The sequence below is a fragment of the Oerskovia rustica genome, assembly GCF_014836555.1.
GTDB classification, from domain to species: Bacteria; Actinomycetota; Actinomycetes; order Actinomycetales; family Cellulomonadaceae; genus Oerskovia; species Oerskovia rustica.
Genome location: NZ_JACSQQ010000042.1, coordinates 1 through 23,999 on the forward strand (window position 1 = coordinate 1; position 23,999 = coordinate 23,999).

At 72.3% G+C, this 23,999-nt stretch carries 22 protein-coding genes and 1 tRNA gene; 7 read left to right on the forward strand and 16 right to left on the reverse strand.

Going from position 1 to position 23,999, the window contains the following annotated elements; all coding sequences use genetic code 11:
• Positions 1–43: 43 nt before the first annotated feature.
• Entirely contained in the window at positions 44–2,659 is a 2,616-nt protein-coding gene (gene clpB / locus H9652_RS17310; protein ID WP_191797707.1) for an ATP-dependent chaperone ClpB, read from the reverse strand.
• Between the two features lie 260 nt (positions 2,660–2,919).
• Here clpB and H9652_RS17315 point away from each other — a divergent pair, with 260 nt between their 5' ends.
• Positions 2,920–3,492: a hypothetical protein gene (locus H9652_RS17315; RefSeq protein ID WP_191797709.1), complete on the forward strand. Its 573-nt coding sequence runs from the start codon at positions 2,920–2,922 to the stop codon at positions 3,490–3,492.
• Positions 3,493–3,619: 127 nt separating this feature from the next.
• A complete protein-coding gene (locus tag H9652_RS17320; protein ID WP_191797711.1) occupies positions 3,620–4,600 on the forward strand; it encodes an alpha/beta hydrolase in 981 nt (326 codons plus the stop codon).
• A 41-nt stretch (positions 4,601–4,641) separates the two neighbouring features.
• Here the strand turns inward: H9652_RS17320 and H9652_RS17325 are convergent, their stop codons facing one another.
• Positions 4,642–5,607 (reverse strand): cation diffusion facilitator family transporter, encoded by a 966-nt coding sequence (locus H9652_RS17325; RefSeq protein ID WP_318244245.1) that lies wholly within the window; start codon positions 5,605–5,607, stop codon positions 4,642–4,644.
• 363 nt (positions 5,608–5,970) lie between these two features.
• On the opposite strand from H9652_RS17325, the gene H9652_RS17330 reads away from it, so the two are divergent.
• Positions 5,971–6,312 carry a hypothetical protein gene (locus tag H9652_RS17330; RefSeq protein WP_191797715.1) on the forward strand — a complete coding sequence of 114 codons (342 nt, stop codon included), beginning with the start codon at positions 5,971–5,973 and terminating at the stop codon, positions 6,310–6,312.
• 7 nt (positions 6,313–6,319) lie between these two features.
• Here H9652_RS17330 and mnhG read toward each other — a convergent pair whose 3' ends face one another.
• From mnhG to H9652_RS17380, 10 genes are all read right to left on the reverse strand, one after another.
• Positions 6,320–6,748, reverse strand: coding sequence for a monovalent cation/H(+) antiporter subunit G (mnhG, locus tag H9652_RS17335; protein WP_191797717.1), 429 nt, complete (start codon positions 6,746–6,748; stop codon positions 6,320–6,322).
• Entirely contained in the window at positions 6,745–7,200 is a 456-nt protein-coding gene (locus H9652_RS17340; protein WP_191797719.1) for a monovalent cation/H+ antiporter complex subunit F, read from the reverse strand. The genes mnhG and H9652_RS17340 overlap by 4 nt, the downstream gene beginning before the upstream one ends.
• The gene (locus H9652_RS17345; RefSeq protein WP_318244246.1) at positions 7,197–7,889 is read right to left on the reverse strand and encodes a Na+/H+ antiporter subunit E; all 693 of its coding nucleotides are present in this window, start codon (positions 7,887–7,889) and stop codon (positions 7,197–7,199) included. The genes H9652_RS17340 and H9652_RS17345 overlap by 4 nt, the downstream gene beginning before the upstream one ends.
• Positions 7,886–9,457, reverse strand: a complete 1,572-nt coding sequence (locus H9652_RS17350) for a Na+/H+ antiporter subunit D (RefSeq protein ID WP_191797721.1) — start codon at positions 9,455–9,457, stop codon at positions 7,886–7,888. Before H9652_RS17350 ends, H9652_RS17345 begins: the two co-directional genes overlap by 4 nt.
• Positions 9,454–10,002: a Na(+)/H(+) antiporter subunit C gene (locus tag H9652_RS17355; protein ID WP_191797754.1), complete on the reverse strand. Its 549-nt coding sequence runs from the start codon at positions 10,000–10,002 to the stop codon at positions 9,454–9,456. Before H9652_RS17355 ends, H9652_RS17350 begins: the two co-directional genes overlap by 4 nt.
• An 86-nt stretch (positions 10,003–10,088) precedes the next feature.
• On the reverse strand, positions 10,089–13,151 hold the full coding sequence (locus H9652_RS17360) for a Na+/H+ antiporter subunit A (RefSeq protein ID WP_404822058.1): 3,063 nt from the start codon (positions 13,149–13,151) through the stop codon (positions 10,089–10,091).
• A gap of 275 nt (positions 13,152–13,426) precedes the next feature.
• The gene (locus H9652_RS17365; RefSeq protein WP_191797725.1) at positions 13,427–14,065 is read right to left on the reverse strand and encodes a PadR family transcriptional regulator; all 639 of its coding nucleotides are present in this window, start codon (positions 14,063–14,065) and stop codon (positions 13,427–13,429) included.
• A gap of 77 nt (positions 14,066–14,142) precedes the next feature.
• Positions 14,143–15,234 (reverse strand): hypothetical protein, encoded by a 1,092-nt coding sequence (locus tag H9652_RS17370; RefSeq protein ID WP_191797727.1) that lies wholly within the window; start codon positions 15,232–15,234, stop codon positions 14,143–14,145.
• A 65-nt stretch (positions 15,235–15,299) separates the two neighbouring features.
• Positions 15,300–15,875, reverse strand: coding sequence for a dCTP deaminase (dcd, locus tag H9652_RS17375; protein ID WP_191797729.1), 576 nt, complete (start codon positions 15,873–15,875; stop codon positions 15,300–15,302).
• Between the two features lie 128 nt (positions 15,876–16,003).
• A complete protein-coding gene (locus H9652_RS17380; RefSeq protein WP_191797731.1) occupies positions 16,004–16,555 on the reverse strand; it encodes a TM2 domain-containing protein in 552 nt (183 codons plus the stop codon).
• Between the two features lie 137 nt (positions 16,556–16,692).
• Between H9652_RS17380 and H9652_RS17385 the strand changes: the two genes are divergently transcribed.
• Positions 16,693–16,766 (forward strand) — tRNA-Gly (locus tag H9652_RS17385).
• Positions 16,767–16,852: 86 nt separating this feature from the next.
• Here the strand turns inward: H9652_RS17385 and H9652_RS17390 are convergent.
• Positions 16,853–17,047 carry a hypothetical protein gene (locus H9652_RS17390; protein WP_191797733.1) on the reverse strand — a complete coding sequence of 65 codons (195 nt, stop codon included), beginning with the start codon at positions 17,045–17,047 and terminating at the stop codon, positions 16,853–16,855.
• Between the two features lie 153 nt (positions 17,048–17,200).
• On the opposite strand from H9652_RS17390, the gene H9652_RS17395 reads away from it, so the two are divergent.
• The 3 genes from H9652_RS17395 (at position 17,201) to H9652_RS20390 (ending at position 20,644) form a co-directional block, all read left to right on the forward strand.
• Positions 17,201–17,605: a TOBE domain-containing protein gene (locus H9652_RS17395; protein WP_191797735.1), complete on the forward strand. Its 405-nt coding sequence runs from the start codon at positions 17,201–17,203 to the stop codon at positions 17,603–17,605.
• Complete coding sequence (gene modA, locus H9652_RS17400) at positions 17,602–18,450, forward strand: molybdate ABC transporter substrate-binding protein (protein ID WP_318244247.1); 849 nt, start codon at positions 17,602–17,604, stop codon at positions 18,448–18,450. Before H9652_RS17395 ends, modA begins: the two co-directional genes overlap by 4 nt.
• An 82-nt stretch (positions 18,451–18,532) precedes the next feature.
• The gene (locus H9652_RS20390) at positions 18,533–20,644 is read left to right on the forward strand and encodes an ABC transporter permease (RefSeq protein WP_191797737.1); all 2,112 of its coding nucleotides are present in this window, start codon (positions 18,533–18,535) and stop codon (positions 20,642–20,644) included.
• On the opposite strand, the gene H9652_RS17410 is transcribed toward H9652_RS20390, so the two are convergent.
• The 3 genes from H9652_RS17410 to H9652_RS17420 all read right to left on the reverse strand — a co-directional run bounded on the left by H9652_RS17410 (position 20,629) and on the right by H9652_RS17420 (position 23,835).
• The gene (locus tag H9652_RS17410) at positions 20,629–21,879 is read right to left on the reverse strand and encodes an AGE family epimerase/isomerase (protein ID WP_191797739.1); all 1,251 of its coding nucleotides are present in this window, start codon (positions 21,877–21,879) and stop codon (positions 20,629–20,631) included. The genes H9652_RS20390 and H9652_RS17410 overlap by 16 nt on opposite strands.
• Positions 21,880–22,018: 139 nt before the next feature.
• The gene (locus H9652_RS17415) at positions 22,019–22,933 is read right to left on the reverse strand and encodes a carbohydrate ABC transporter permease (RefSeq protein WP_191797741.1); all 915 of its coding nucleotides are present in this window, start codon (positions 22,931–22,933) and stop codon (positions 22,019–22,021) included.
• Complete coding sequence (locus H9652_RS17420; protein ID WP_191797742.1) at positions 22,930–23,835, reverse strand: carbohydrate ABC transporter permease; 906 nt, start codon at positions 23,833–23,835, stop codon at positions 22,930–22,932. The genes H9652_RS17415 and H9652_RS17420 overlap by 4 nt, the downstream gene beginning before the upstream one ends.
• Between the last annotated feature and the right edge of the window lie 164 nt (positions 23,836–23,999).

Here is a 23,999-nt window from a genome sequence, read left to right on the forward strand (position 1 = left end):
GGAGGAAGCTCCCGCCCGACGACGACACGCGCCGCGAACAGCGTCACCGCTGGACGGTCAGCTCCAGCCCCTCGCCCTCGGTGAGCGACCGGTCGACGACGATCGTGTCGCCGTCCGCGACCTCGCCCGCCAGGAGCTTGCGCGCCAGGCGGTCGCCGATCTCGCGCTGCACCAGGCGGCGCAGCGGGCGCGCACCGTACGCCGGGTCGAAGCCCTCGAGCGCGAGCCACTCGCGCGCGGCCGGGGTGACCTCGAGCGTGAGGCGACGGTCCGCGAGGCGCTCGCCGAGCCGGTCGACCGCGATGTCCACGATCCGCCCCAGCTCGTCGAGGTTCAGCGGGTCGAAGATCACGACGTCGTCGAGCCGGTTGATGAACTCCGGCTTGAAGTTCGACCGGACCGCCGACATGACGGCCTCGCGCTTTGCCGCGTCGTCGAGCATGGGGTCCACGAGGAACTGCGAACCCAGGTTCGACGTCAGCACCAGGATGACGTTGCGGAAGTCGACCGTGCGGCCCTGGCCGTCGGTCAGGCGCCCGTCGTCGAGCACCTGCAGCAGGATGTCGAAGACCTCGGGGTGCGCCTTCTCGACCTCGTCGAGCAGCACGACCGAGTACGGCCTGCGCCGGACGGCCTCGGTGAGCTGGCCGCCCTCCTCGTACCCGACGTACCCCGGAGGGGCACCGACCAGGCGCGCGACGCTGTGCTTCTCGCCGTACTCCGACATGTCGATGCGCACCATGGCACGCTCGTCGTCGAACAGGAAGTCCGCGAGCGCCTTCGCGAGCTCGGTCTTGCCGACGCCCGTGGGGCCGAGGAACAGGAACGAGCCCGTGGGGCGGTCGGGGTCGGCGACGCCCGCACGAGAACGTCGTACGGCGTCCGACACCGCAGCGACGGCGGCCTTCTGCCCGATCAGACGCTTGCCGATCACGTCCTCCATGTGGAGGAGCTTCTCCGACTCGCCCTGGAGCATGCGGCCCGCGGGGATGCCGGTCCACGCTGACACGACCTCGGCGATCTCGTCCGCGCCGACCTTGTCGGCGATCATCGGTGCCTGCGGGGCCGTGGCGGACTCGTCGCTGTCGATCGACGCCTCCTCCTGCTCGGCGGCCTGGAGCTGCTCCTGGAGCTGCGGGATCTCGCCGTACTGGATGCGGCCCGCGGTCTCGAGGTCGCCCTCGCGGATGGCCCGCTCGACCTGGACGCGCAGCTCGTCGAGCTTGGCGCGCAGGTCACCGACACGGTTGTGGCCCGCCTTCTCGGCGTCCCAGCGCGCGGTCAGCGCGGACAGCTCCTCGCGCCGGTCGGCGAGGTCGGCGCGCAGCTTCTCGAGGCGCTCGCGCGAGGCGGGGTCGTCGGACTCCGAGAGCACGACCTCCTCCATCTCCAGGCGCGTGACGGCACGCTGGAGCTCGTCGATCTCGATGGGCGAGGAGTCGAGCTCCATGCGCAGGCGCGACGCGGCCTCGTCGACCAGGTCGATCGCCTTGTCGGGGAGCTGGCGGCCCGTGATGTAGCGGTCGGACAGGGCGGCGGCGGCCACGAGCGCCGAGTCGGCGATCGTCACCTTGTGGTGCGCCTCGTAGCGCTCCTTGAGCCCGCGCAGGATCGCGACGGTGTCCTCGACCGAGGGCTCGCCCACGAAGACCTGCTGGAAACGGCGTTCCAGGGCGGGGTCCTTCTCGATGTGCTCGCGGTACTCGTCGAGGGTCGTCGCGCCGACCAGGCGCAGCTCGCCGCGGGCGAGCATGGGCTTGAGCATGTTGCCCGCGTCCATGGCGCCCTCGCCGCCCGCACCTGCGCCGACGACGGTGTGAAGCTCGTCGATGAAGGTCACGACCTCGCCGTCGGAGGACTTGATCTCCTCCAGGACCGCCTTGAGGCGCTCCTCGAACTCGCCGCGGTACTTGGCGCCCGCGACCATGGCCGCGAGGTCGAGCGAGATGAGCTTCTTGCCCTTGAGGGAGTCGGGGACGTCGCCCGCGACGATGCGCTGGGCCAGGCCCTCGACGACGGCCGTCTTGCCGACGCCGGGCTCACCGATCAGGACGGGGTTGTTCTTGGTGCGCCGCGACAGGACCTGCACGACGCGGCGGATCTCCGAGTCGCGCCCGATCACGGGGTCGAGCTTGCCCTCGGCCGCGGCCGCCGTGAGGTCCTGGCCGTACTGCTCGAGCGCCTTGTACGTGCCCTCGGGGTTGGGGCTCGTCACGCGGCCCGAGCCACGGACCGCGGGCAGCGCCGAGCGCAGCGCGTCGGCGCTCGCCCCGGCGTCGCCGAGGATCTGCGCAGCGGGCGAGGAGCCCGCAGCGATGCCGATGAGCAGGTGCTCGGTCGAGACGTACTCGTCCCCCATGCCCTGGGCCTCCTTCGAGGCCAGGTCGAGCGCGGCCGACGTGCCACGGGACGCGGTGGGCTGGGCGACGGCCGAGCCGCTCGCGGTGGGCAGCGCGACGAGCGCGGCGCGCACCTTCTGGCCGATGGCCTGGGCGTTCGCGCCCACGGCGTCGAGCAGCCCGACGGCGACGCCGCCCTCCTGCGTGAGCAGCGCGGCGAGGAGGTGGACGGGTTCGAGCTGGGGGTTGCCGGCGGCCGAGGCGGTCTGGATGGCCTCGCCGATGGCCTGCTGGGACATGGTGGTGAACTTGGTGTCCATGGGGTCTCCGGATACTTCAGGGTCTGGGTCTACCTGGAACAACAGGACCTGACTTGAGCCTATTCCACTCAACTCTGTCCGTCATGTCGGCGATGAGGCGTCAGGGCGAGGACCGACCGGTGGCCTCCCCTTCTCACCGGCACCGATCCACGGGATGCTGTGGGCGTGAAGACACGACGGCTCGAACCTCTCGCCACCATCGCACCGGACCACTCCGACCGCACCACGGCACCAGCCGCCCGTCTCGACGGGGGTCTCTGATGGACGTCGTGCTCCTCCTCGTCCTCGGCGTCGTGCTGGTCGGTCTCGTCGTGATCGGCGTCGTCGCGTGGCTGCTGCTGCGTCCCAAGAAGGTGCCCGCGCCGCAGCCCTACGGGTACGGCGCTCCGGTCGCCGGTTACCCGAGGCAGCCTGGGCACCCGGGGCAGGGTGCATACCCGGGACAGGTCGCCCCGCCCGCCCAGCCGTACGGCCTCCCTGGCGGGCAGCAGCCCCCGCACCAGCCCTACCCCGCGCAGCCGCCGGCTCCTCCTCAGCCGCCCACGCACCAGTACGCCCCGCCGAGCCCCCCGCCCGCGCCTCCGGTGACTCCGGTGGCTCCCAGCGGTGCGGCCGCGCCCTACGCTCCAGCACCCGTCGCGCCCGCGGCGCCCGTCACGCCCGCAGCGCCCGCCCAGACGTGGACCGCGCAGGTCACCGACGCCGGCGCCGAGCAGGTCGACGACTCCGAGATGGAAGAGTCGACCCGCCTGCGCGAGACCCCTCGGGCCGTCCCGCCCACGACGCCCCCTGCTCCCCCGGTCCCCCCGACGGGTCTCACCCCGCCCGCGTGAGGACCACGGCAGGTCCTGTCGGAGCGAGCGCGGCCCAGGGAGCACGCTCGCTCTGACAGGTGCGTCGCCGCGGTGGACAATGGCGGCACCGCGGCACCGCCCGAGTCCGCGCGCGAAGGGCAGCACCATGACGCACGGCTGGCAGCAGGACGTCCTCGGACCCGACTGGGTCGCCCGCACGCTCGACCTCCCGGGGGGCGACACCGCGACGCTCGTCCGCAGGGCGACGAGCCCCGTGCCCGACCGTGCGACGACCCCGGGGGGTGAGCGGCGCCGTCGGGCCGTGCTGTACGTCCACGGGTTCGTCGACTACTTCTTCCAGACCCACCTCGGCGACGCCTTCGAGGAGCACGGCTACGCGTTCTACGCGATCGACCTGCGCGGGTACGGGCGGTCGCTCGCGCACTGGACCGAGGCCGGCAAGGACCCCAACATGGTCGACGACCTGAGCCTCTACGCCCAGGACCTCGACGCGGCGGCCGCCGTGATCCGGGCCGAGGGGCACGACGAGCTCGTGGTCGTCGGGCACTCGACAGGTGGCCTCGTCACGAGCCTGTGGGCCAACGCGCGCCCCGGCAAGGTGGCTGCGCTCGTCCTCAACAGCCCCTGGTTCGACCTCAACTCGTCCTGGTTCGACCGCGTGATCTCCACCCGGGTGATCGACGTCGTCGGGCGCTTCGCCCCCCGGCTGGTCGTCGGGTCGCTCGACGACGCCTACGGGCAGGCCCTGCACACCGGGACCGGCGGCGAATGGACCTACGAGCTCGGCTGGAAGCCGCACGAGGGCTTCCCCGTCCGGGCGGGCTGGCTGCGCGAGATCCGGCGCGGGCACGCGCAGGTCGCGCGCGGGCTGCACGTCCAGTGCCCCGTGCTCGTCCTGACCTCGACGCGCTCTGGGCCGCACAAGGGCTGGCACCCCGAGGTCGTGACGACCGACAGCGTGCTCGACGTCCAGCACATCAAGGACCGAGCACCCGGGCTGGGCGACGACGTGACGCTCGTCGAGATCGAGGGCGGCGCGCACGACCTCGTGCTGTCCCCCGAGCCGGCGCGGACGGCGTTCCTCGACGAGGTCTTCGCGTGGCTCGACGAGCGGCTGCCGGGCTGACCGGCCCGGTGCCGTAGGGCGACCCGCTGCGGCGCGCCGCCCTACGGAGCCGCCGGACCCGACGAGACCGACGGCACCAGGGACGGCTCGCTCGCCGGGGACACCGAGATGACGGCTCCCGCGATGACGGCCGCCGCGGTCGCCCGCCGCTCGAGCGCGTCGATGCGCTCGGCGACCACGTGCTCGTCGTCGTCCCCCACGAGGTCGACGCTCGCGACGAGGTACAGCGACCGCGGACCGACGAACTCGAGGCGCAGGTACGTGACCCGGTCGACCTCGGGGTCGGCGAGCAGCTCGCGGAGCACGGCGTCGCGCGTCGCGACCCCCGCGGGCTCACCCACGAGGAAGCGCCGGTTGCGGTCGATGAGGATCCACGAGATGACCCCGAGGATCAGGCCGACGACGATCGAGCCGATCGCGTCGGGCACGGGCGAACCCGTGACCTGGTGCAGGAGGATGCCGACGAACGCCACGACGAGGCCCATGAGTGCTGCGGCGTCCTCGGCGAACACGGCCCGCAGCGTCGGGTCGGACGTGACCAGGACGTGCTGGAGCAGGTCGCGCTCGGCCTTCTTCGCCTCCTTGCGCGCCTGCCGGTTCGCCTGGAGGAACGAGACCCCCTCGAGGACGAACGCGACGCCGAGCACCGCGTACGCGATCCCGAAGTCGTCCGCGGGCTCAGGATGGACGAGCTCCTGGATGCCGTGCGTGATCGAGACCCCCGCCCCCACCGCGAACAGCCCGAGCGCCGCGAACATCGACCACACGTACGCCTCGCGCCCGAACCCCAGGGGATGGTCGTGGTCAGCGGGCTTGCGTGACCGCTTGTTCGCGAGCAGGAGGAACACCTCGTTGCCCGTGTCCGCCCACGAGTGCACGGCCTCGGCGACCATCGACGCCGAGCCCGTGAGCACCGCCGCGGCCGACTTCGCGACCGCGATGAGAAGGTTCGCACCGAACGCGACGACCACCGTGAGCGCGCTCTCGGCATGCTCATCGGTCTTCACGACGCGCGGGCTGTCGGCCACAGGCTGCGTGGGGGGCTGTGCACGGGGCGACGAGGTCATGTAGCGGGTCTATCACCGGACCTGCCGGGGCGCGCGGGGGCCGGTCGCCCTCGGCGGGCGTGTTCGTCACCCTCGGCGGTCGGCCGTGCGGTCGGCTGCGCCAGTGCGAGTCACACCGGTCGTGCTGTGTAGTCTCAGGCCACACACGGTCACGACGGGGGTGCGTTCATGCGAGGAAGCAAGGCGGCCGGGGCTTCGGCTCTGGTGTTGGTGGCGCTGATGGCGGCTGGTTGCAGCGGCGAGAGCAGGGCCCTTCCCGGACCCCCGGAAGAGGTGGTCCAGGCGGGCACGTCCGAGGATGACGTGGCGCAGGATGTCGCCGCGTGCGCGGCTGTCTCCGACGTCATGTCGATCGTGGAGAACGCGGACATCGCCCTGACGGAGGGTCGCGTGGCCGTCCAGGAGCAGCAGGGCTGGTACGAGGTCGCGACACGTGTGCTGCACCGCATCCCCTCGAGCGGTGACAGTGCCGTCAGCCAGGCGGTCGCCGACCTGCAGGGGACCGTTCCGGCGGTCGAGTCCTGGGCGAGGACCGAACCCACGGCCATCAGGTCGGACGCCTGGTCCGTCGCCCTCGACGCCCTGGCCGGGCCCTGCCTCGCGGTGGACTCTGAGCTGTTCATCTCCATGTTCACCGGCGGCTGAGGCCTGCTCACCCTCGGCGGGTACCGCCGTCACCCTCGGCGTCCTCCGCACGAGCCGCCGCCTCGCGGTCGGCCACGTCCTTCTCGCGGTCCGCCGCCTCCTGGTCCGCCGTGAGGTCGTCGAGCACGAGCAGGTCCGGGCGGACCTTGCCGGTCCGATAGCCGGCCCGGCCCACCATGTGCGCCGCGACGGGCGACGTCATGAGCTGGAAGATCACGACGAGCACGAGCATGCCCACGGCTGACCAGCTCCGCAGCCGCAGCCCGAGCGCGATGAGCACGAGGATCAGTCCCAGCACCTGTGGCTTGGTCGCGGCGTGCATGCGCGCGAGCAGGTCCGGGAACCGCACGACACCCACACCGGCGGCGAACGCGAGGAACGCCCCGCACAGCAGGAAGATCGCGGCGACGACGTCGGCCACCAGGGTCCAGCTCATGAGCGTGCCTCCTCGGGTCCGGTCGTGCCGTCGACCTCGGGGGCCGCGGCCTCCTCGACCTCGTGCAGCGCGTCGGGTTCGTGCTCGGCTCCGTGCTCGGGGTCGACGGCCTTCTCCTGCTCGCCCTCCTCGGCCGCGAGGCGCTCGGCCTCCTCGGCCGCGATCTCCTCACGGGTCTTGATGCGCCCTTCGCCCTCGGGTTCGACCGACGCGAACCGGGCGATGGTCACGGACCCGACGAAGCCCACGAGCGAGAGCACGACGAGGATCGGGATGGTCTCGGTGCGCCGGGACCAGGCGGCCTCGAGCGCGATCGTGCCGACGAGCGTCGTCGTGAAGACGTCGAGCGCGATGGTGCGGTCGAGCATCGACGGGCCCTTCTCGGCCCGGACGACGGCGAGCGTCGCGGCCGAGGCGAGGAGCACGGCGCAGATCAGGACGACGACGATCATCGCTGCCCCTCCCCTCGGTCGGTACGTCGTTCGGTCCGGCGAGCGGCGCCGTCGGCCCCGGGGGCCCCGGTAGTCCCGCCCGACGGCGTCGCGCCCGCGGGTTCGGGCGTCTCGCCCCGGTGGTGGTACAGGCCGGCGGCCTTGAGCTCGTCGTTCGACGCGAAGGCGCGCAGCACGCGGGCCTCGAGGTCGAGCGTGTCCTGGCGGACCTTGTCGGCGCCGCCCGCCGCGTCGAGGTCCAGCACGTGGAGGTAGAGCATCCCGGTGAGGCGGTGGGCCTCGATGACGAGCGAGCCGGGCACGAGCGAGCTGAGCTCGGACGTGATGGTCATGTAGATGTCCGAGGGGTTGCGCAGGCGCACGCCGACCACGGCCCCGTGCGGGGTGTGGCGGAAGCGGAAGGCCTGCATGCTCACCTGGAAGGACGCGACGACGAGGTCCGCGACGAACCGGGCGACGAGCACGAGCAGCGGCCAGGGGCGCGCGGTGCCGCTCGTCGCGATCGACGGCAGGGGCATGAACGTGATGAGCAGGCTCGCGAGGAGGATCCCCGCGAGGACGTTGCCCCACGACAGCTCGCCCCACAGCATGACCCACACGACGGTCAGCCACACGACGGTGCGCCACTGCGCGGTGAGACGGTTGAACCAGCCGCCCGCGAGCGGGCCTCTACGACGGTGCAGGCTCACGACCCCTCACCTCCCTGCTCCTCCTCGACGAGGTCGCTCGAGACCCCTTGCCCGCGACCGGAGTCGTCGGGGAAGACCGCGTCGACGTACGTCGAGGGCTGCATGAGGTTCCCCGCGGCCCGCTCGGCGTACGAGTACAGCGGCCCGGCGGCGAACGTGAGGGCCAGGCCGAAGGCGACGAGCGCCGTCGTCGGCCCGACCATGCCGCGCGGCGTGCCGGTCGACGGCAGCTCGACCGGCGCCGTCTGCCAGAACGCCTTGTTCCACGCCTTGACGATCGCGTAGAGCGTCAGGAGCGAGGTCACGACGCTGCCGACGACGAGCGCCCACGTGAGCGGCGTCCCCTGGGCGACGCCTTCCTGGAGCAGCCCGACCTTGCCGAGGAAGCCCGACAACGGCGGGATACCCGCGAGGTTCATCGCGGGGATGAAGAACAGGATCGCGAGCCCCGGCGCGATCTTCGCGAGGCCGCCCAGCTTGTCGAGCGACGTGGAGCCGCCTCGTCGCTCGATGAGCCCGACCACGAGGAACAGCGTCGTCTGGACGGTGATGTGGTGCACGACGTAGAAGATCGACGCCGCCATCCCGGCCTCCGACGCCATCGAGATGCCGAAGATCATGTACCCGATGTGGCTGACCAGCGTGAACGACAGCAGACGTTTGATGTCGTTCTGCGCCACGGCACCCAGGATCCCGATCACCATGGTCAGCAGCGCGAGCCACATGAGGACGGTGTCGAGCCGGTTGTCGGGGAACAGCAGCGTCTGGGTGCGGATGATCGCGTAGACGCCGACCTTGGTCAGCAACCCGGCGAACACCGCCGTGACGGGCGCGGGCGCCGTCGGGTAGGAGTCCGGGAGCCAGGCCGAGAGCGGGAAGATCGCCGCCTTGATCCCGAACGCGAGCAGCAGCAGGAGCTGGAGCGTCATGCGGACCCCGGGGTCCACGTCGGGCAGGCGTTCGGCGAGCTGGGCCAGGTTGACCGTGCCCGTCGCGGCGTACGTGAGCGCGATCGCGACGAGGAAGATGACCGACGACAGCAGCGCGACGACGACGTAGATCGACCCTGCGCGTATCCGTTCGCCCGTCCCGCCGAGCGTCAGCAGGACGTAGGACGCCGCGAGCAGGATCTCGAAGCCCACGTAGAGGTTGAACAGGTCGCCCGAGAGGAACGCGTTCGAGACCCCCGCGGCCAGGACCAGGTAGGTCGGGTGGTAGATCGAGACGGGCGCCTTGTCGTGCCCGTCCGCGACACCCTGCCCCAGCGAGTAGAGCAGGACGCACAGCAGCACGAAGCTCGACACCGTGAGCATGAGCGCCGAGAGCCGGTCCGCGACGAGGTCGATGCCGACGGGCGCCGCCCACTCCCCGACGTCGACCACGATGGGGCCGTTGTCGGCCCCCACGAGCAGGCCGATGGAGGCGGCCAGCACCAGCGACAGCGCGGCGACCGAGATGATGTGCTGGGCGCGCGGGTGGCGCCACAGCGCGAGCGCGAGGCCCGCCGCGAACAGCGGCAGGACCACGGGCAGCGGGACGAGGGTCGCGAAGCCGTAGGTGAGGTTCATCGGCCCTCACCTCCCTCGGTGCCGGGCCTGCCCGGCGGCGGGACGTCCTTCTCGGCACGGCCGGCGTCGCGGACGTCGGTCTCCCCGTCCCCGTCGCCGTCGGTCTCGTCGTAGACCTGCGAGGCCTCGTCGTCCAGGGTGGCTCCGCTCTCCTCGGTGTCGCTGTCCTCGAAGGCCGGGGCGTTGCGCGCCGCGGGGCGCGCGACCCGGCGGTCCTCGAGGTCGTCCTGCACCTCGTCGTGACCGTGCAGCTGCCACGACCGGTAGGCCATGGCGAGCACGAAGGCTGTGAGGCCCAGGGTGATGACGATGGCGGTCAGCACCATCGCCTGGACGAGCGGGTCGCTCATCTGGTCGGTGGGGGTCGTCCCGATGAGGGGCGCGCCCCCGGCGCGGCCACCGGCGACGAGGAACATGAGGTTCGCGCCGTTGCCGATGAGGATGAAGCCGATCAGGACGCGGGTCAGGCTGCGCTCGAGGAGCAGGTAGACGCCGGTCGCGAACAGCACCCCGATCGCGAGCACGAGGATCAGGCTCGGGGTCATGTCGATGCTGTCGGTCGTCCGGGCGACGTCCGCCGGGTCCACCTCGGCGGCCGGCAGGACGAGGGCGAGCAGGTTGCTGGTCGAGCTCATCGTCGCCCCCCTCCGATCTGGTCCGGTTCCATCGCTTCCATGGGTCCTGCGTCCTCCCGGGCGGAGGCTTCGGCCTGCCGGTCGATCTCGGCGCCGAGCGTGCGCAGGATGTCGAGCACGAGACCCACGACGACGAGGAACACCCCGACGTCGAAGAACAAGGACGTGACGAGGTGCACGGTCCCGATGAGCGGCAGGCTGATGTCGATCGCGGTGCTCAGCAGGACGCTCTTGCCCATGAACAGGCCGATCAGCCCGACCCCGACGGACAGGAACAGGCCGGTGCCGAGCAGCAGGCCCGGGTGGACCGGTGCGGCCTCACCGAGCTCGTACCGCCCGCCCGCGAGATATCGCACGATGAGCGCGATCCCGACGACGAGCCCGGCCGCGAACCCGCCACCCGGCGCGTTGTGCCCCGAGAACAGCAGGAAGATCGCGAACACGATCATCGAGTGGAAGAGCACGCGCGTGACGACCTCGAAGATGACCGACCGCCGCTGCGGGGCGAGCGTCCTCCCGGCGCTGAGCCACACGAGCATGCGCGGCTGCTTGCCGGCCTCGGTGGCCTGCTCGACGCCGCGGCGGCGCAGCGCGGCGCCCGGGTCCTCCTCGTTGGCCCAGATGCCCGGAGTGGTCGCGCCCGACGACGTCGCGTTGCGCTCGCGCAGGATCTCGCCGCTGCGGGTGCGCAGGAACACGAGCGACGCGACGCCCGTCGCCGCGACGAGGAGCACGGAGATCTCACCCATGGTGTCCCAGGCGCGGATGTCGACGAGGGTCACGTTGACGATGTTCTTGCCGTAGCCGTGGATGTACGCCTCGGCCGGGAAGTCGAGCGAGATGGGGCTCGCGACGCGTGCGAGCGGGACCGTCAGGGCGAAGCCCATCATGACGACGCCGACCGCGACGCCCAGCCCCAGGCGCACCCACCGCGACGCGACGAGCGGACGGTTGGAGAAGTAGGGAGGCAGGCGGCGCAGCACGAGCACCATGACGACGAGCGTGATGGTCTCGACGAGCACCTGGGTCAGCGCGAGGTCCGGGGCGCCGTGCAGCAGGAACAGCATGGCGTTGCCGTAGCCCGCGATCCCGACGAGGATCACGGCCTTGAGGCGGCGGCGCGAGCGGGCCGCGAGGATCGACGCGACGCAGATGGCCGCGACCGCAGCGACCTGCGCCGGGCGGTCCCAGGCCTTGACCTGCTCGGGCCACTGCCCGCCGATGAACATCAGCAGGCCGGGCCCGGCGACCAGGACGACGAGGATCGCACCGAGGTAGAACGGCAGCGAACCACGCTGGGTGACCGCAGTGACGTCCGCCGCGACCTCGTCGAGCCGGCGCATGATCCGCCGGTACGTGCGGTCGGCCTCGGGGCCCGTCCACAAGGAGGCCTGGAACCTTTCGACGGCGTTGCGCTGCCAGAACAGCACCGCACCGACCCCGAGGATCAGGACCGTCAGGCCCAGTGCAGGGGTGAAGCCTGCCCAGAGGACCAGGTGGCCCGGCTCACCGACCGGGTACGTGTCGGCGTAGGGCGCGAGCAGGTCCTCGCCGAAGTGCGGCACGAGGGCCGTCGCGAGACCGAGCAGGGCCAGCACCAGGGCGGGCCACACGAGGAGCGCGGGCTGCCGGTGGATGCGTGCGGGGTCGATCGGTGCGTCGTCGGGCAGGAACCCGGCGCGCTGTGCCGGCGCCGACGGCGCGGCCGAGCCCTGCGCCGCCGCGTCCTTGGTCACGGCGTCGACCCGGACGTGCTCGTTGGCACGCGCCACGGCCGCGGCGACGTGCTGCTTGGTCGCGAACGCCCCCCAGAAGAACCGCACACCGTAGGCGACGGTGAACATCGAGCCCACGACGACGCCGACCAGCACGACGGTGTTCACCCAGGCCGGCCCCTCGCCGTGCAGGAGGGACTCGAGCGCGGCCTCCTTCGCGACGTAGCCCGCGAGCGGGGGCAGCCCGATCATGGACGCGGTCGCGAGCCCGCCGGCGAGCGCGGTCAGGGGCAGCGCTCGCCCGACGCCCGTCAACCGGCGCAGGTCGCGGGTACCGGTCGCGGCGTCGACCACGCCGACCACGAGGAAGAGCGACGCCTTGAACATCGCGTGCGCGCCGATCATCGCGAGGCCCGCGAGCGCGGCGGACCGCGTCCCGAGGCCCACGAGCAGGACGATCAGGCCGAGCTGGCTCACGGTGCCGAACGCCAGGACGAGCTTGAGGTCGTGCTGGCGCAGCGCGCGGTAGCCGCCCACGAGGAGCGTGCCGACACCCAGGACGATGACGATCGTGCGCCACACCGTGGTGTCGGAGTACGCGGGGGCGAAGCGCGCGACGAGGTAGACACCGGCCTTGACCATGGCGGCGGCGTGCAGGTAGGCGCTGACCGGGGTGGGCGCGGCCATGGCCGCGGGGAGCCAGAAGTGCAGCGGTATGAGCGCGGCCTTGCTCGCCGCACCGGCCAGGAGGCACACGATCGCGGCGGTCACGGCGCCGCCCGTCGGCGGGTCCGCGATGATCTCCGAGAGGCGGAACGTCCCGCCCTGGACCCCCAGGATCACGACGCCCACGAGCATCGCCAGGCCGCCGGCCGTCGTGACGACGATGGCCTGCATCGCGGCTCGCCGACTCGCCTTGCGGTCCGCGTAGTGGCCGATCAGCAGGTAGGAGAAGACCGTCGTGAGCTCCCAGAAGATGAACAGGAGCAACATGTCGTCCGACGTGACGAGGCCGACCATGGCCCCCGCGAACGCCGTGAGCACGGCCCCGAACCTCCCGAGCCCGGACGCGGTGGGAGAGAAGTAGGCCGAGCAGTACACGAGGACCAGCGCGCCCACGCCGCCGACGAGCAGCAGCATGAGCCAGGACAGGGTGTCCATGCGGAAGGCGAGCTCGAGCCCCAGCCCGGGCACCCACTGGGTGACCTCGGTGGGGTGCACGCCTTCCATGACGCGGGTGGTCCAGCTGAGGGCGTAGACAGCGGCGGAGGCGGGCGCGAGGGCCATCACCAAGAACGCCTTGCGGCCCAGCACCGACACGAGTGCGGGCGCGCCGAGTGCCATTGCCAGATGCGCAACGAGCAGATAGAGCACGTCCGCTCCGTCCTGGTCGGGGGCGGGTGGGCGAGAACATGGACAGGCGGCGCCGCGCGGACCGACCGTTCCCGCTCGACGGCGCGCAGGAGAAGGACGGCCCGGAGACACACCGGGTCCGGTAGGTATTTTACCGTTCGACGAGACCCGCAAGACCACTCGACGCCCCGTCGACCGGTGGGAGATGTCACAGGTTCAGCGGGAATGCACCGGCGGGCCACGGATCGGCCACCGCGTGGACCCGACTAGCTGGAGGACGCCGCCCCGTCGGACGCTCTCGCCCGCCACTCGTCGAGACCGCGGAGCGTGCCGTCGCCCAGGCGGCGGACCAGGGCCTCGGTGTACCGGAGCTCGGCGAGCAGCAGCGCGAGCTCGTACTCGGTCTCGGCAGTGAACGGTGCCGGGACCGCCTCGACGCGGCGCTCCACGTCGTCCTCGAGCCGGCGGACGGCGACCCGCAGCGCGACGAGGCGGGTGCGCAGGAGGGCGGCGGCGTCGTCGGGCGCCAGGACCTGCATGAAGCTGAGCGCTGCCAGGAACTGCGGGAACTCCTTGACGGGGGCCCCGAGGAGGCTGCGCATCCAGTCGTCGACCTCGTCGCGCCCGGTGTCCGTGAGGCGGTAGACCGTGCGCTGGGGACGGTTGCCGTCCTGCTCGGTGCCTGCGGGCTCGATGAACCCGTCCCGCGCGAGCGCCGTGATGACCGAGTAGAGCGAGCCGTAGTTCAGCTTGACCGACTCGTCCTTGCGGCCGTCCTTGAGCACGCGCGCGATCTCGTAGGGGTGCATGGGCTTGTCACCGAGCTGCGCGAGGACCGCGAGCGCCAACGGGTTCCCGCGGCGGCGGGCCGTGGCTGCTCCGCTGCCCGCTGCGCCCTGCGACATGCCCACCTCGCCCTGTTCATCCCGTTCCGACCGGACGGTCGAGAGTATGCGGGCAGCCGTGAGAGCGCAACCAACCCTCAGACGTCCTGCGGGTCCACCAGGAAGTCGGCCTCGTCGGCGATCTCGCCCCCCACGGCCGCGTACAGCGACCGGGTCACCGTCGCGACGAGCTCGGCCGCTCGCTTGCGCGCGATCTTGAGCTCGAACGACGGCACCTCCATCTGCGACTCGACGAGGTCCCGCGGCTCCCAGCGCACCCGGTAGGCGACCGCGCCCTGCGACGCCCACGGCAGGTTGCGCAGCAGCAGCGGGAGCTGCTCCTCACCGCCCACCTCGACCGCCACGAGACCGTCGACACCCATGTCGACCAGGAGCCCGTAGCCGTCGAGGACCTTGCCGCTCGTCAGGGCCACGATGTCGATGTCGTCCGCCTGTGCGTGGAGCGCGCGACGCAGATCCGGGTCGAGCGTCTCGCCCCGGTACAGGGGCAGCTCGCCGATGCCCTGGGGCGGCCCCTGGTACGGGCTGCCCTCCGTCGCGAGAACGACGCGCGGGTGGACCGCCCCGACGACGGCCATCGCGGCCTGCGGGTCGAGCCACACGTCCGAGAAGACCGACATGTCGACCGCGACGCCCGGGTCCGGGGTCAGGACCACGCCCGGCGACGCCGCGTCGGCCGTGTCGACGCGGATCGAGCCGCCCAACCGCCGCGCGACCTCGACGAGCCAGGAGATGACGCGCTCCTCCTCGCGCGTCGGCAGCCCCGCCGGGAACGCGCGCCCCACCCCGTCACGGTCGCCGCCACCGGGGATCGGGGCGTCGCCGCGGTCGCGCGGGCACACGACGTCGAACACCTGGTCCGTGCCCGGCGGCAGGCCGGGGTTGACGCCGTCCGCCGACCACGGCGAGTACGGCCCGGTCAGCGTCGTGTGCCGCGACGTCCGCAGCACGCCGGGCTCGCCCGGCTTGGCGGTGCGGGGCGCCGGGGTCAGGGGATCCGTGCCCGACGGCGCCACGTCCCACCGCGCGCCCGCGAACCTGGACACGGCGAGGGTCTCGACCTCGTCGACCTCGACGTCCCCCGGGAGGGCGAGCAGGTGCCGCGCCTGGTGGGCCTGCGCCGAGGACGCGGGGAACGGCTGAAGGGTCGGGCTGGTCGGCTGCGACACGGTGGGATCGCCCTCTCTGCGGTGGCGACGTCCGATCAGGCGGGCTCGCTCGAGCCGGCTCGGGATCACACGTCGGTGCGGTGGAAGTTCTGCCAGGAGCGCGAGGCCGTCGGACCCCGCTGCCCCTGGTACCGAGAACCATAGATCGACGAGCCGTACGGGTGCTCCGAGGCCGACGACAGCCGGAAGAAGCACAGCTGGCCGATCTTCATGCCCGGCCACAACGTGATCGGGAGCGTCGCGACGTTGCTCAGCTCGAGCGTCACGTGCCCGCTGAACCCGGGGTCGATGAAGCCGGCCGTCGAGTGCGTCAGGAGCCCGAGCCTGCCCAGGGAGGACTTGCCCTCGAGGCGGGCCGCGACGTCGTCGGGCAGCGACACCTGCTCGAACGTGGCCCCCAGGACGAACTCCCCCGGGTGCAGGATGAACGGCTCACCGGGTTCGACCTCGACGAGGCGCGTCAGGTCCGGCTGGTCGGTCGACGGGTCGATGAACGGGTACTTGTGGTTGTCGAACAGCCGGAAGAACTTGTCGAGCCGCACGTCGATGCTCGACGGCTGGAGCATCGCGGGGTCGTAGGGGTCCAGACGGACCCGTCGGGCATCGATCTCGGCAGTGATGTCGCGGTCGGAGAGGAGCACGGGGCAACCGTACTCCGCAGGACGGCGCGCCGGTGCGCGGTCCCGGGGGCCGAACCCGTGGCCGGTCGGGCGACGACGTGCGGTCGTCCGACCGGCCTCGGGTCCAGCATGCGAGGCGCCCCGTGCCGTCAGCTGCGCAGCGGGCGCCCCGTCGAGTCGACCGAGTACTGACCGCTCTTCGACGTCAGGTAGAGGATGCCCTCGACGAGGCCCCAGATCCAGACCGCCCAGCTCAGCATGCCCAACGAGAGGACCGAGATCAGCAGCATGGTCACACCGATACCGGTGTACCCGAGGTAGAAGCGGTGGATGCCGAACGTCCCGAGGAAGATGCCGAGCAGGCCGGCCGCGAGGCGCGACTTCGCGTTCGGGTCCTCGTAGTAACCGGGCTGCTGGGCACCGTACGCGCCGTACGGCTGCTGGTAGCCCTGCTGGTAGCCCTGCTGAGGGGCTCCGTACCCGTACCCGGGCTGCTGGCCGTACGGGTCCGTGCCGTAGGTCGGCTGCGGCTGCTCGCCGTAGGCGGGCTGCGGCTGACCGTAGCCCGGCTGCTGGGCGTAGGGGTCGGCCGGCGCACCGTAGGCGGGCTGCGGCTGCTCGCCGTAGGCCTGCGGCTGCGCGTACGGGTCCGCTCCAGCCGCAGGATCGGTGGGCTGCTGCTGGTACGGGTTCTCGGACAAGACGCCTCCTCAGGCAGTGCTCAGGCACAAGATGCTGGCATCCTGGCCCGACGTGGGTATGATCGTGGACGCACGCCGGTTCCTCACCGGCTCGCACCGGCCGGAGACGGCCCGCGAGCTGCGGGGTTCCACGTCACGCGGATGTAGTTCAATGGTAGAACTTCAGCTTCCCAAGCTGATAGCGCGGGTTCGATTCCCGTCATCCGCTCCACGACACGAGGCCCCGCACCGGATGGTGCGGGGCCTCGTGCGTTGGCGTGGGACCGGCCGGCGGGTCTGGCCCGCCGTCCGCCGCCGTCACACCTCGTCGCGCGAACGGGACCGGACGAGGGCGCTCCCGATGCCCACCAGCACGGCCACGCCCCCCAGCACCACGAACAGGATCGGGGACTGCGGTCCGTCCTTGCCGGTCAGCGCGGCGACCCCTCCGCCCAGCGCCCAGACGGCGCCGATCACGATCAGGGCGAGCGAGCTCCAGTACCGACGAACCACGAGTCCTCCTACCGGTCCCGGCGCACCAGCGTGTGCGCACCGCCCGAGCATGCCACGGTCCCACGTGAAAATGGGGCATATGGGCCAGAATCGGTGCTGAACAGTCACGCACACGGCCACGAGGCCCGCATCTGCGGGCCTATAGTCGTCCTCATGCCGCACTATCGGATCAAGGAAGCAGCCGACCTGCTCGGCGTCAGCGACGACACCGTGCGCCGGTGGGTCGACGCGGGAGACCTCGACGCGGCCCTCGACGGCTCCGGCCGCAAGGTCCTGGACGGCGCGCAGCTCGCCGCGTGGGCCGTGCGCACCGCCCAGGCGGCACCCGACCCGTCCGGCGTCGCCCGCTCCGCGAGGAACCGGTTCGTCGGGATCGTGACCCACGTCGTGAGCGACACCGTCATGTCCCAGGTCGAGATGCTGTGCGGCGGACAGCGCGTCGTCTCGCTCATGAGCACCGAGGCCGTCCGCGAGCTCGGTCTCGAGCCGGGCAGCCTCGCCGTCGCCGTCGTCAAGGCCACCACCGTGATCGTCGAGACGCCAGGAGGCCTCGCGTGAACCGCACCACCCGTACCTCCCGCACCGCCCGCTCCCCCCGCGCCACCGCACGCCCCGCCCGGCGCGCGCTCGCCGTGACGACCACGGCCCTGCTCACGGCCGCCCTCGCGGCGTGCGCGGCGCCGTCGGGCACGCAGGGCGCGAACGCGACCGGCTCGACCGCCCCCGTCGAGGAGCAGACCCTCACCGTGCTCGCGGCCGCGTCGCTGCGCGACGTCTTCGCCGACCTCGCCGAGGGCTTCGAGGCCGAGCACGACGGCGTGACCGTCGCGCTGTCGTTCGCGGGGTCGGCCGACCTCGCCGACCAGCTCCTCGCCGGGAGCCCGGGCGACGTGTTCGCCTCGGCCGACACCAAGAACATGGACCGCGTCGTCGAGGGCGGCGACGCCGCCGACCCCGTCGTCTTCGCGACCAACACCCTCACGGTCGTCGTGCCCGCCGGGAACCCCGGCGGTGTCACGTCGTTCGCGGACCTCTCGCGCGAGGACCTCAAGGTCGTCGTGTGCGCGGCCGAGGTGCCCTGCGGGTCCGCGACGGCCAAGGTCGAGGCCGCCGCCGGGACCACCGTCCACCGCGTGAGCGAGGAGGCGAGCGTGACCGACGTCCTCGCCAAGGTCACCGCCGGGGAGGCCGACGCCGGGCTCGTCTACGTCACCGACGCGACCCTCGCCGGGGACGACGTCGAGGTGGTCGACGTCCCCGAGACCAAGACCGTCGTGAACACCTATCCGATCGCCGTGACGTCCGGTGCCGCCGACGCCGCGCTCGCCCAGGAGTGGCTCGACCTCGTGACCGGACCCGTCGGCCAGGCCGCGCTCGCGAAGGCGGGCTTCGGGGCGCCGTGACGCCCGACGACGTGCGGCGCCCCGGGCGAGGACACTCGCCTCGCCCGGGCGACAGCCCTGCGATGACCGGGGAGGCCACCTGATGCGTGGCCTGCCCCGCTGGGTCCTGGCCCCCGCGATCCTCGGTGCACTGTTCGTCGTCGTGCCCGTGGTCGCGATGGTCGCGCGCCTCGACGTGTCCGGGGGGCTCGGCGGGATCTGGGACCTGCTCACCTCTCCGACCGCGACCGACGCCCTGTGGCTCTCGGTGCGGACCTCGCTCGTCGCGACCGTGTGCTGCGTGCTGCTCGGCGCACCCATGGCCCTGGTCCTCGCGCGGACCACGTTCCCCGGGCAGCGCGTGGCCCGGGCGCTCGTGCTGCTCCCCCTCGTCCTGCCACCCGTCGTGGGAGGCATCGCGCTGCTCCACACGTTCGGGCGACGCGGGCTGATCGGCCAGCACCTGTCCGTCCTGGGCATCGAGGTCGCCTTCACGACGACCGCGGTGGTCATGGCGCAGACCTTCGTCGCGCTGCCGTTCCTCGTCCTGAGCCTCGAAGGGTCGCTGCGGACGCACGACGCACGCTACGAGGAGGTCGCCGCGACGCTCGGCGCCTCCCCCTCGACCGTGCTGCGCCGCGTGACCCTGCCGCTCGTCCTGCCCGGGCTCGTGTCCGGGGCGGTGCTCGCGTTCGCACGGGCGCTCGGGGAGTTCGGCGCCACGATCACGTTCGCCGGCGCGCTCCAGGGGGTCACGCAGACCCTGCCGCTCGAGATATACCTCCAGCGCAGCGCCGATCCCGACGCCGCCGTCGCCCTGTCGCTCCTGCTCGTGGTCGTGGCCGTGATCGTCACGGCCGCCGTGCACGGCGGCCCGTTCGGGCGCGAGCCCTCCGCCGAGGGCGACCGGCAGCGGGCCGAGGGCGACGGGCTCCCCACCGAGGGTGACCGGATTCCGGCCGACGATGACGGGGCGCGTCACCGTCGGCGGGTCGGCACGTCACCCTCGGCGGGCGAGCCCGTCACCCTCGGTGCGCCCCTGCGCGTCCGGGTCCGCCTCGCCGCGCGCGCCGTCGACCTCGCCCACGCGGTCGAGCCCGGGCAGGTCGTCGCGGTCCTCGGCCCCAACGGCGGGGGCAAGTCGACGCTCCTCCAGGCCGTCACCGGCCTCCTCCCCCACCGCCCCCGGCCCCGGTCGGGAAGCCCCGACGAGCTCCACGTGTCGATCGACGACACCGTCCTCACCGACACCACCCGCGGGACCGCCGTCCCCCCACGACGGCGCAGGATCGGCTGGCTCACGCAACGTCCCCTGCTCTTCGCGCACCTCGACGCGGTCGACGACGTCGCGTTCGGGCTCCGCGCCCGCGGCACGACCCGGCCCGAGGCTCGCGCCACGGCCCGCGAGCGCCTCGCCGAGCTCGACGCGGAGCACCTCGCCGGGCGCCGACCGCACGAGCTGTCCGGGGGGCAGGCGCAGCGCGTCTCGATCGCGCGCGCCCTCGCGACCGACCCCCGTGTCCTGCTGCTCGACGAACCCCTCGCCTCGCTCGACGTCGGGGTCGCCCAGCAGGTGCGCCGCGCCCTGCACGACGCCCAGCGTGCGCACCCCCGCACGACCCTGCTCGTGACGCACGACCTGCTCGACGTCCTCCTCCTCGCCGACCGCGCGGTCGTCCTGGAGGGCGGCCGGGTCGTCGAGGACGGTCCTGCGCGCGAGGTCCTCACCCGTCCCCGCTCACGGTTCGCGGCCCGTCTCGCAGGCATCAACCTGCTCTCGGGCACCGCGACCGACGACGGCGGGCTGCGGCTCGGCGCCGGCGGCGACGCGGCGACCGGCCCGAGCGGCGCGAACACCACGAGCACCCTCGCCGCCATGCAGGTCGTCGCAGGCGTCGTCGCCGACGGCGCGGGGATCGTCGTGGGCGACCCGGCGGTCGCGATGTTCGAGCCGCGGGCTGTCGCGATCCACCGTGAGGCGCCGTCGGGCAGCCCGCGGAACGCCTTCGCGGTGACGATCACGTCGCTCGAGCCGCACGGGCAGCTCTTCCGCGCCTGGGGAGAGGTGACGGGACCTCGTGAGGTGCGCGACGCCGTCGGGCACCTCGCCGCGGACCTGACCCCGCGGTCCGTCGCGGACCTGCGCCTGGCGCCGGGCGAGCGCGTCTGGTTCGCCGTCAAGGCGGCCGAGGTACAGGTCTACTCCACGCGTTGAGCGCGCCAGGCGCGGACCGACTCCGCGAGGCTCCCCGTGACCGGCACGTCCGCGAGGAGGAGCGCCTGCCCTGCGTGGTAGACGTCGGGCTTGCCGACCCAGACGACCGCCGACGGGTGGTTGAGGGCGTCGAGCTCGTGGTGCCACGAGCCGCGCTCGACGTCGACGAGGGCGGTCCGCGCGTACGCCCACCAGTCACGGGCGAGCCGTGCGTACCGCTCCTCGCCCGTGACCCGGGCGAAGACCTCGGCGGCCGCGATCGCCTCGGCCGCGACCCAGTGGAACCTGCGCTGTTCGACGGGTCGCCCGTACCAGTCGACGGTGTAGACGAACCCGCCCCCGTCGGGGTCCCATCCGTCGGCCGCGGCGCGGTCGAACAGCCGGCGGGCGGCGTCGAGGCGCGCGCCCGGCGCGGCGACGACCTCGTCGGACGCCCCGGGATCCTGCGCCGCGTCGAGCTGCAGGAGCAGGCGCGCCCACTCGAACCCGTGCCCGGGCGTCGACCCGTAGGGCTTGAACTGGTCGGTCGGGTGGTCGACGTTGAGCTCGGGCTGTGGCCGCCACGAGGCGTCGAAGTGCTCGACCACGCGCCAGTCCCGCTCGGAGGCCCAGCCGAGGACCCGGTCCGCGATCGCGCTCGCGCGCTCGAGCCACAGGGGGTCGCCCGTCGCCGAGTGCGCGGCGAGCAGCGCCTCGACGCCGTGCATGTTGGCGTTCGCCCCACGGTAGGGCGCGCACGTGGTCCAGGCGCGGTCCCACTCGTCCCGCAGCATGTCCTGGTCCGCCTCCCAGAACTCCTGGTCGAGGATGCGCAGCGCGTCGTCGAGCAGCCCGCGCGCCCCGGGCCGTCCCGCGACCACGGCGCTCGACGCGGCGAGGACGACGAACGCGTGCGCGTAGGCGCTCTTGGTGTCGTCGACCGCGTCGCCCGGCCCGCGCGACGCGAACCAGCCGCCGTCCACGGGGTCGGCGAGGTAGCTGCGCAGCCCGTCGAGGGCCAGGTCGGCGAGCGCGTCCGCCCCGGGCACCCCGAGCAGGGTCCCGAGCGCGTACATGTGGGCCGTGCGCGCGGTGATCCACGTGTGCACGGGTTGGTGCGCATCGGGGACGCCGTCGTCGTCGAGCCACCGCGCCCCGCCGTCGGGCCCGAGCGACGCCTGCGCGAAGGCGAGCAGCCTGCGCAGCTCGTCGTGGCGCCACGCGGCCCCGCCCGTCGTGCGTGCCGGCTCGTCCATGACCGTCATCGTTCCCCGTTCGTCGTCCTCGTCAGTGATCTTCCCCGGGCGGGCGCTCCTGCGTCGAACGCCCGACGGCGGAGCGCCCGTCCCGACGTCGTGCCCGGCCAGGTCGGCCCGCCCCGTGGGAGCGGCCGCCTCACCCCTTGACCGACCCGGACATGAGCCCGCCCATGAAGTACTTGCCGAGCAGGATGTAGACCAGGAGGGTCGGGAGCGACGCGAAGAGCGCCCCTGCCATCGACACGCCGTAGTTCTGCAGCAGCGCCCCGTTCGCGAGGTTGTTGAGCGCGAGCGTGACCGGGCCGTTCTGGCTCGAGGAGAAGAACACCGCGAAGAGGAAGTCGTTCCACGCGGACGTGAACTGCCAGATCAGCACGACCACGAAGCTCGGGATCGACAGCGGCAGGACGATCGCCCAGTACGTGCGCAGCATGCCCGCCCCGTCGACGCGCGCGGCCTCGATGAGCTCGTTCGGGACGGTCTGGTAGTAGTTGCGGAAGATCAGCGTCGTGATCGGCAGGCCGTAGATCACGTGCAGCACGATCAGGGTCGGGATGCCGCTCGGCAGGTCGAGGCTCAGGACGAGCTGGTTGAGCGGGATGATCACCGCCTGGTAGGGGATGAACATGCCGAAGAGGATGAGCGTGAAGACGAGGTTCGCTCCCCGGAACCGCCAGCGCGAGAGCACGAACCCGTTGAGCGACCCCAGGAACGCCGAGATGAGCGCGGCGGGGACCACCATCTGGAGCGTGCGCAGGATCGCGGGTGACAGCGCGGTCCACGCAGCCTGCCAGTTCTCCGTGGTCCACACCTGCGGCAGGTTCCATGCGCGGGTCGGGGCCGCGTCGCCCGGTCCCTTGAAGCTCGTGACGAGCAGGACGTAGACGGGCACGAGCACGACGAGCACGAACAGGATCAGGAGCGCGTAGCGCAGCGTGCGGGCCACGGAGAACCGCTCGACCGGCTTCTTGCGCCGACGCGAGCCGGCGGCACCGGACCCCGAGCCCGATCCCGGGGCGGTCGCCTCGACGGGGGTGGTGACCGTGGTCATCGGATCTTCTCCTTGCGGTTCAGGGAGATCAGGTAGGGCACGATCACGAGGGCGACGATGATGAGCAGGATCGCGCCCACCGCAGCCGCGTTCGCGTAGTCGAAGCTCGACTTGAAGACGTACATGTCGACCGCCGGGACCTTGGTCTGGTAGTTCGACGGCTTGGAGATCGACATGATGAGGTCGAACGCCTTGAGCGACATGTGGCCCACGATGATGAGCGCGGACAGCGCGATCGGCGTGAGCTGCGGGAAGAGCACGTAGCGGTACAGCTTCCACTCGCTCGCGCCGTCGATGCGGGCCGCCTCGCGCAGCTCCTCCGGGATGCCCCGGAACCCTGCGAGGAAGAGCGCCATGACGTAGCCGGAGAGCTGCCAGATCGCGGGGATCGCGATGGCCGCGATGCCGAACGTGACGTTGTTCCACCAGTTGTTCTGGAGCGCGTCGAGCCCGATCATCTGGAACAGCCGGTTGAGGCCGCTCGCCTTCTCGTCCTGGTTCGAGTTGAGGAGCCAGCGCCACACGACGCCCGAGGCGATGAACGAGACCGCCATGGGGAACAGGTAGACGGCGCGGAAGAAGCCCTCGCCCTTGACCGGCTTGTCGAGGAGCCAGGCCCAGACGAACCCGATGACCATGGTGCCCACCAGGAAGACCACGGTGTAGATCAGGAGGTTCAGCAGCGAGTGCTGGAACTCCGGGCTCGCGAGCAGGTCGAGGTAGTTCTGGAAGCCGACCCGGGACACGGGCGCCTGCCCCGTGGACTGTGCGGCCTTGTGCATGTCGGTGGTCGAGGTCGAGAAGTTGATCGCGATGAGGCCGTAGACGAACACCCCCACCAGGATCAGGGACGGGGCGACGAGGAGCAGTGGCGGCCCCCAGCGTCGGGCGGAGTGGATCACCGGTGATCCTCCAAGGGTGCGGGCACGGTCCGGGGCGCACGCCGCGCACGTGGGTGCGGGGGCGCCCGCCGACCGGTGCGGCGGGGAACGAGACGGTGCGGCGGGGCGCCGCGGGTGCGTGACGTGACCGGGCGGCTCCCGTCGCGGGGCTGCGCGAGCAGCCC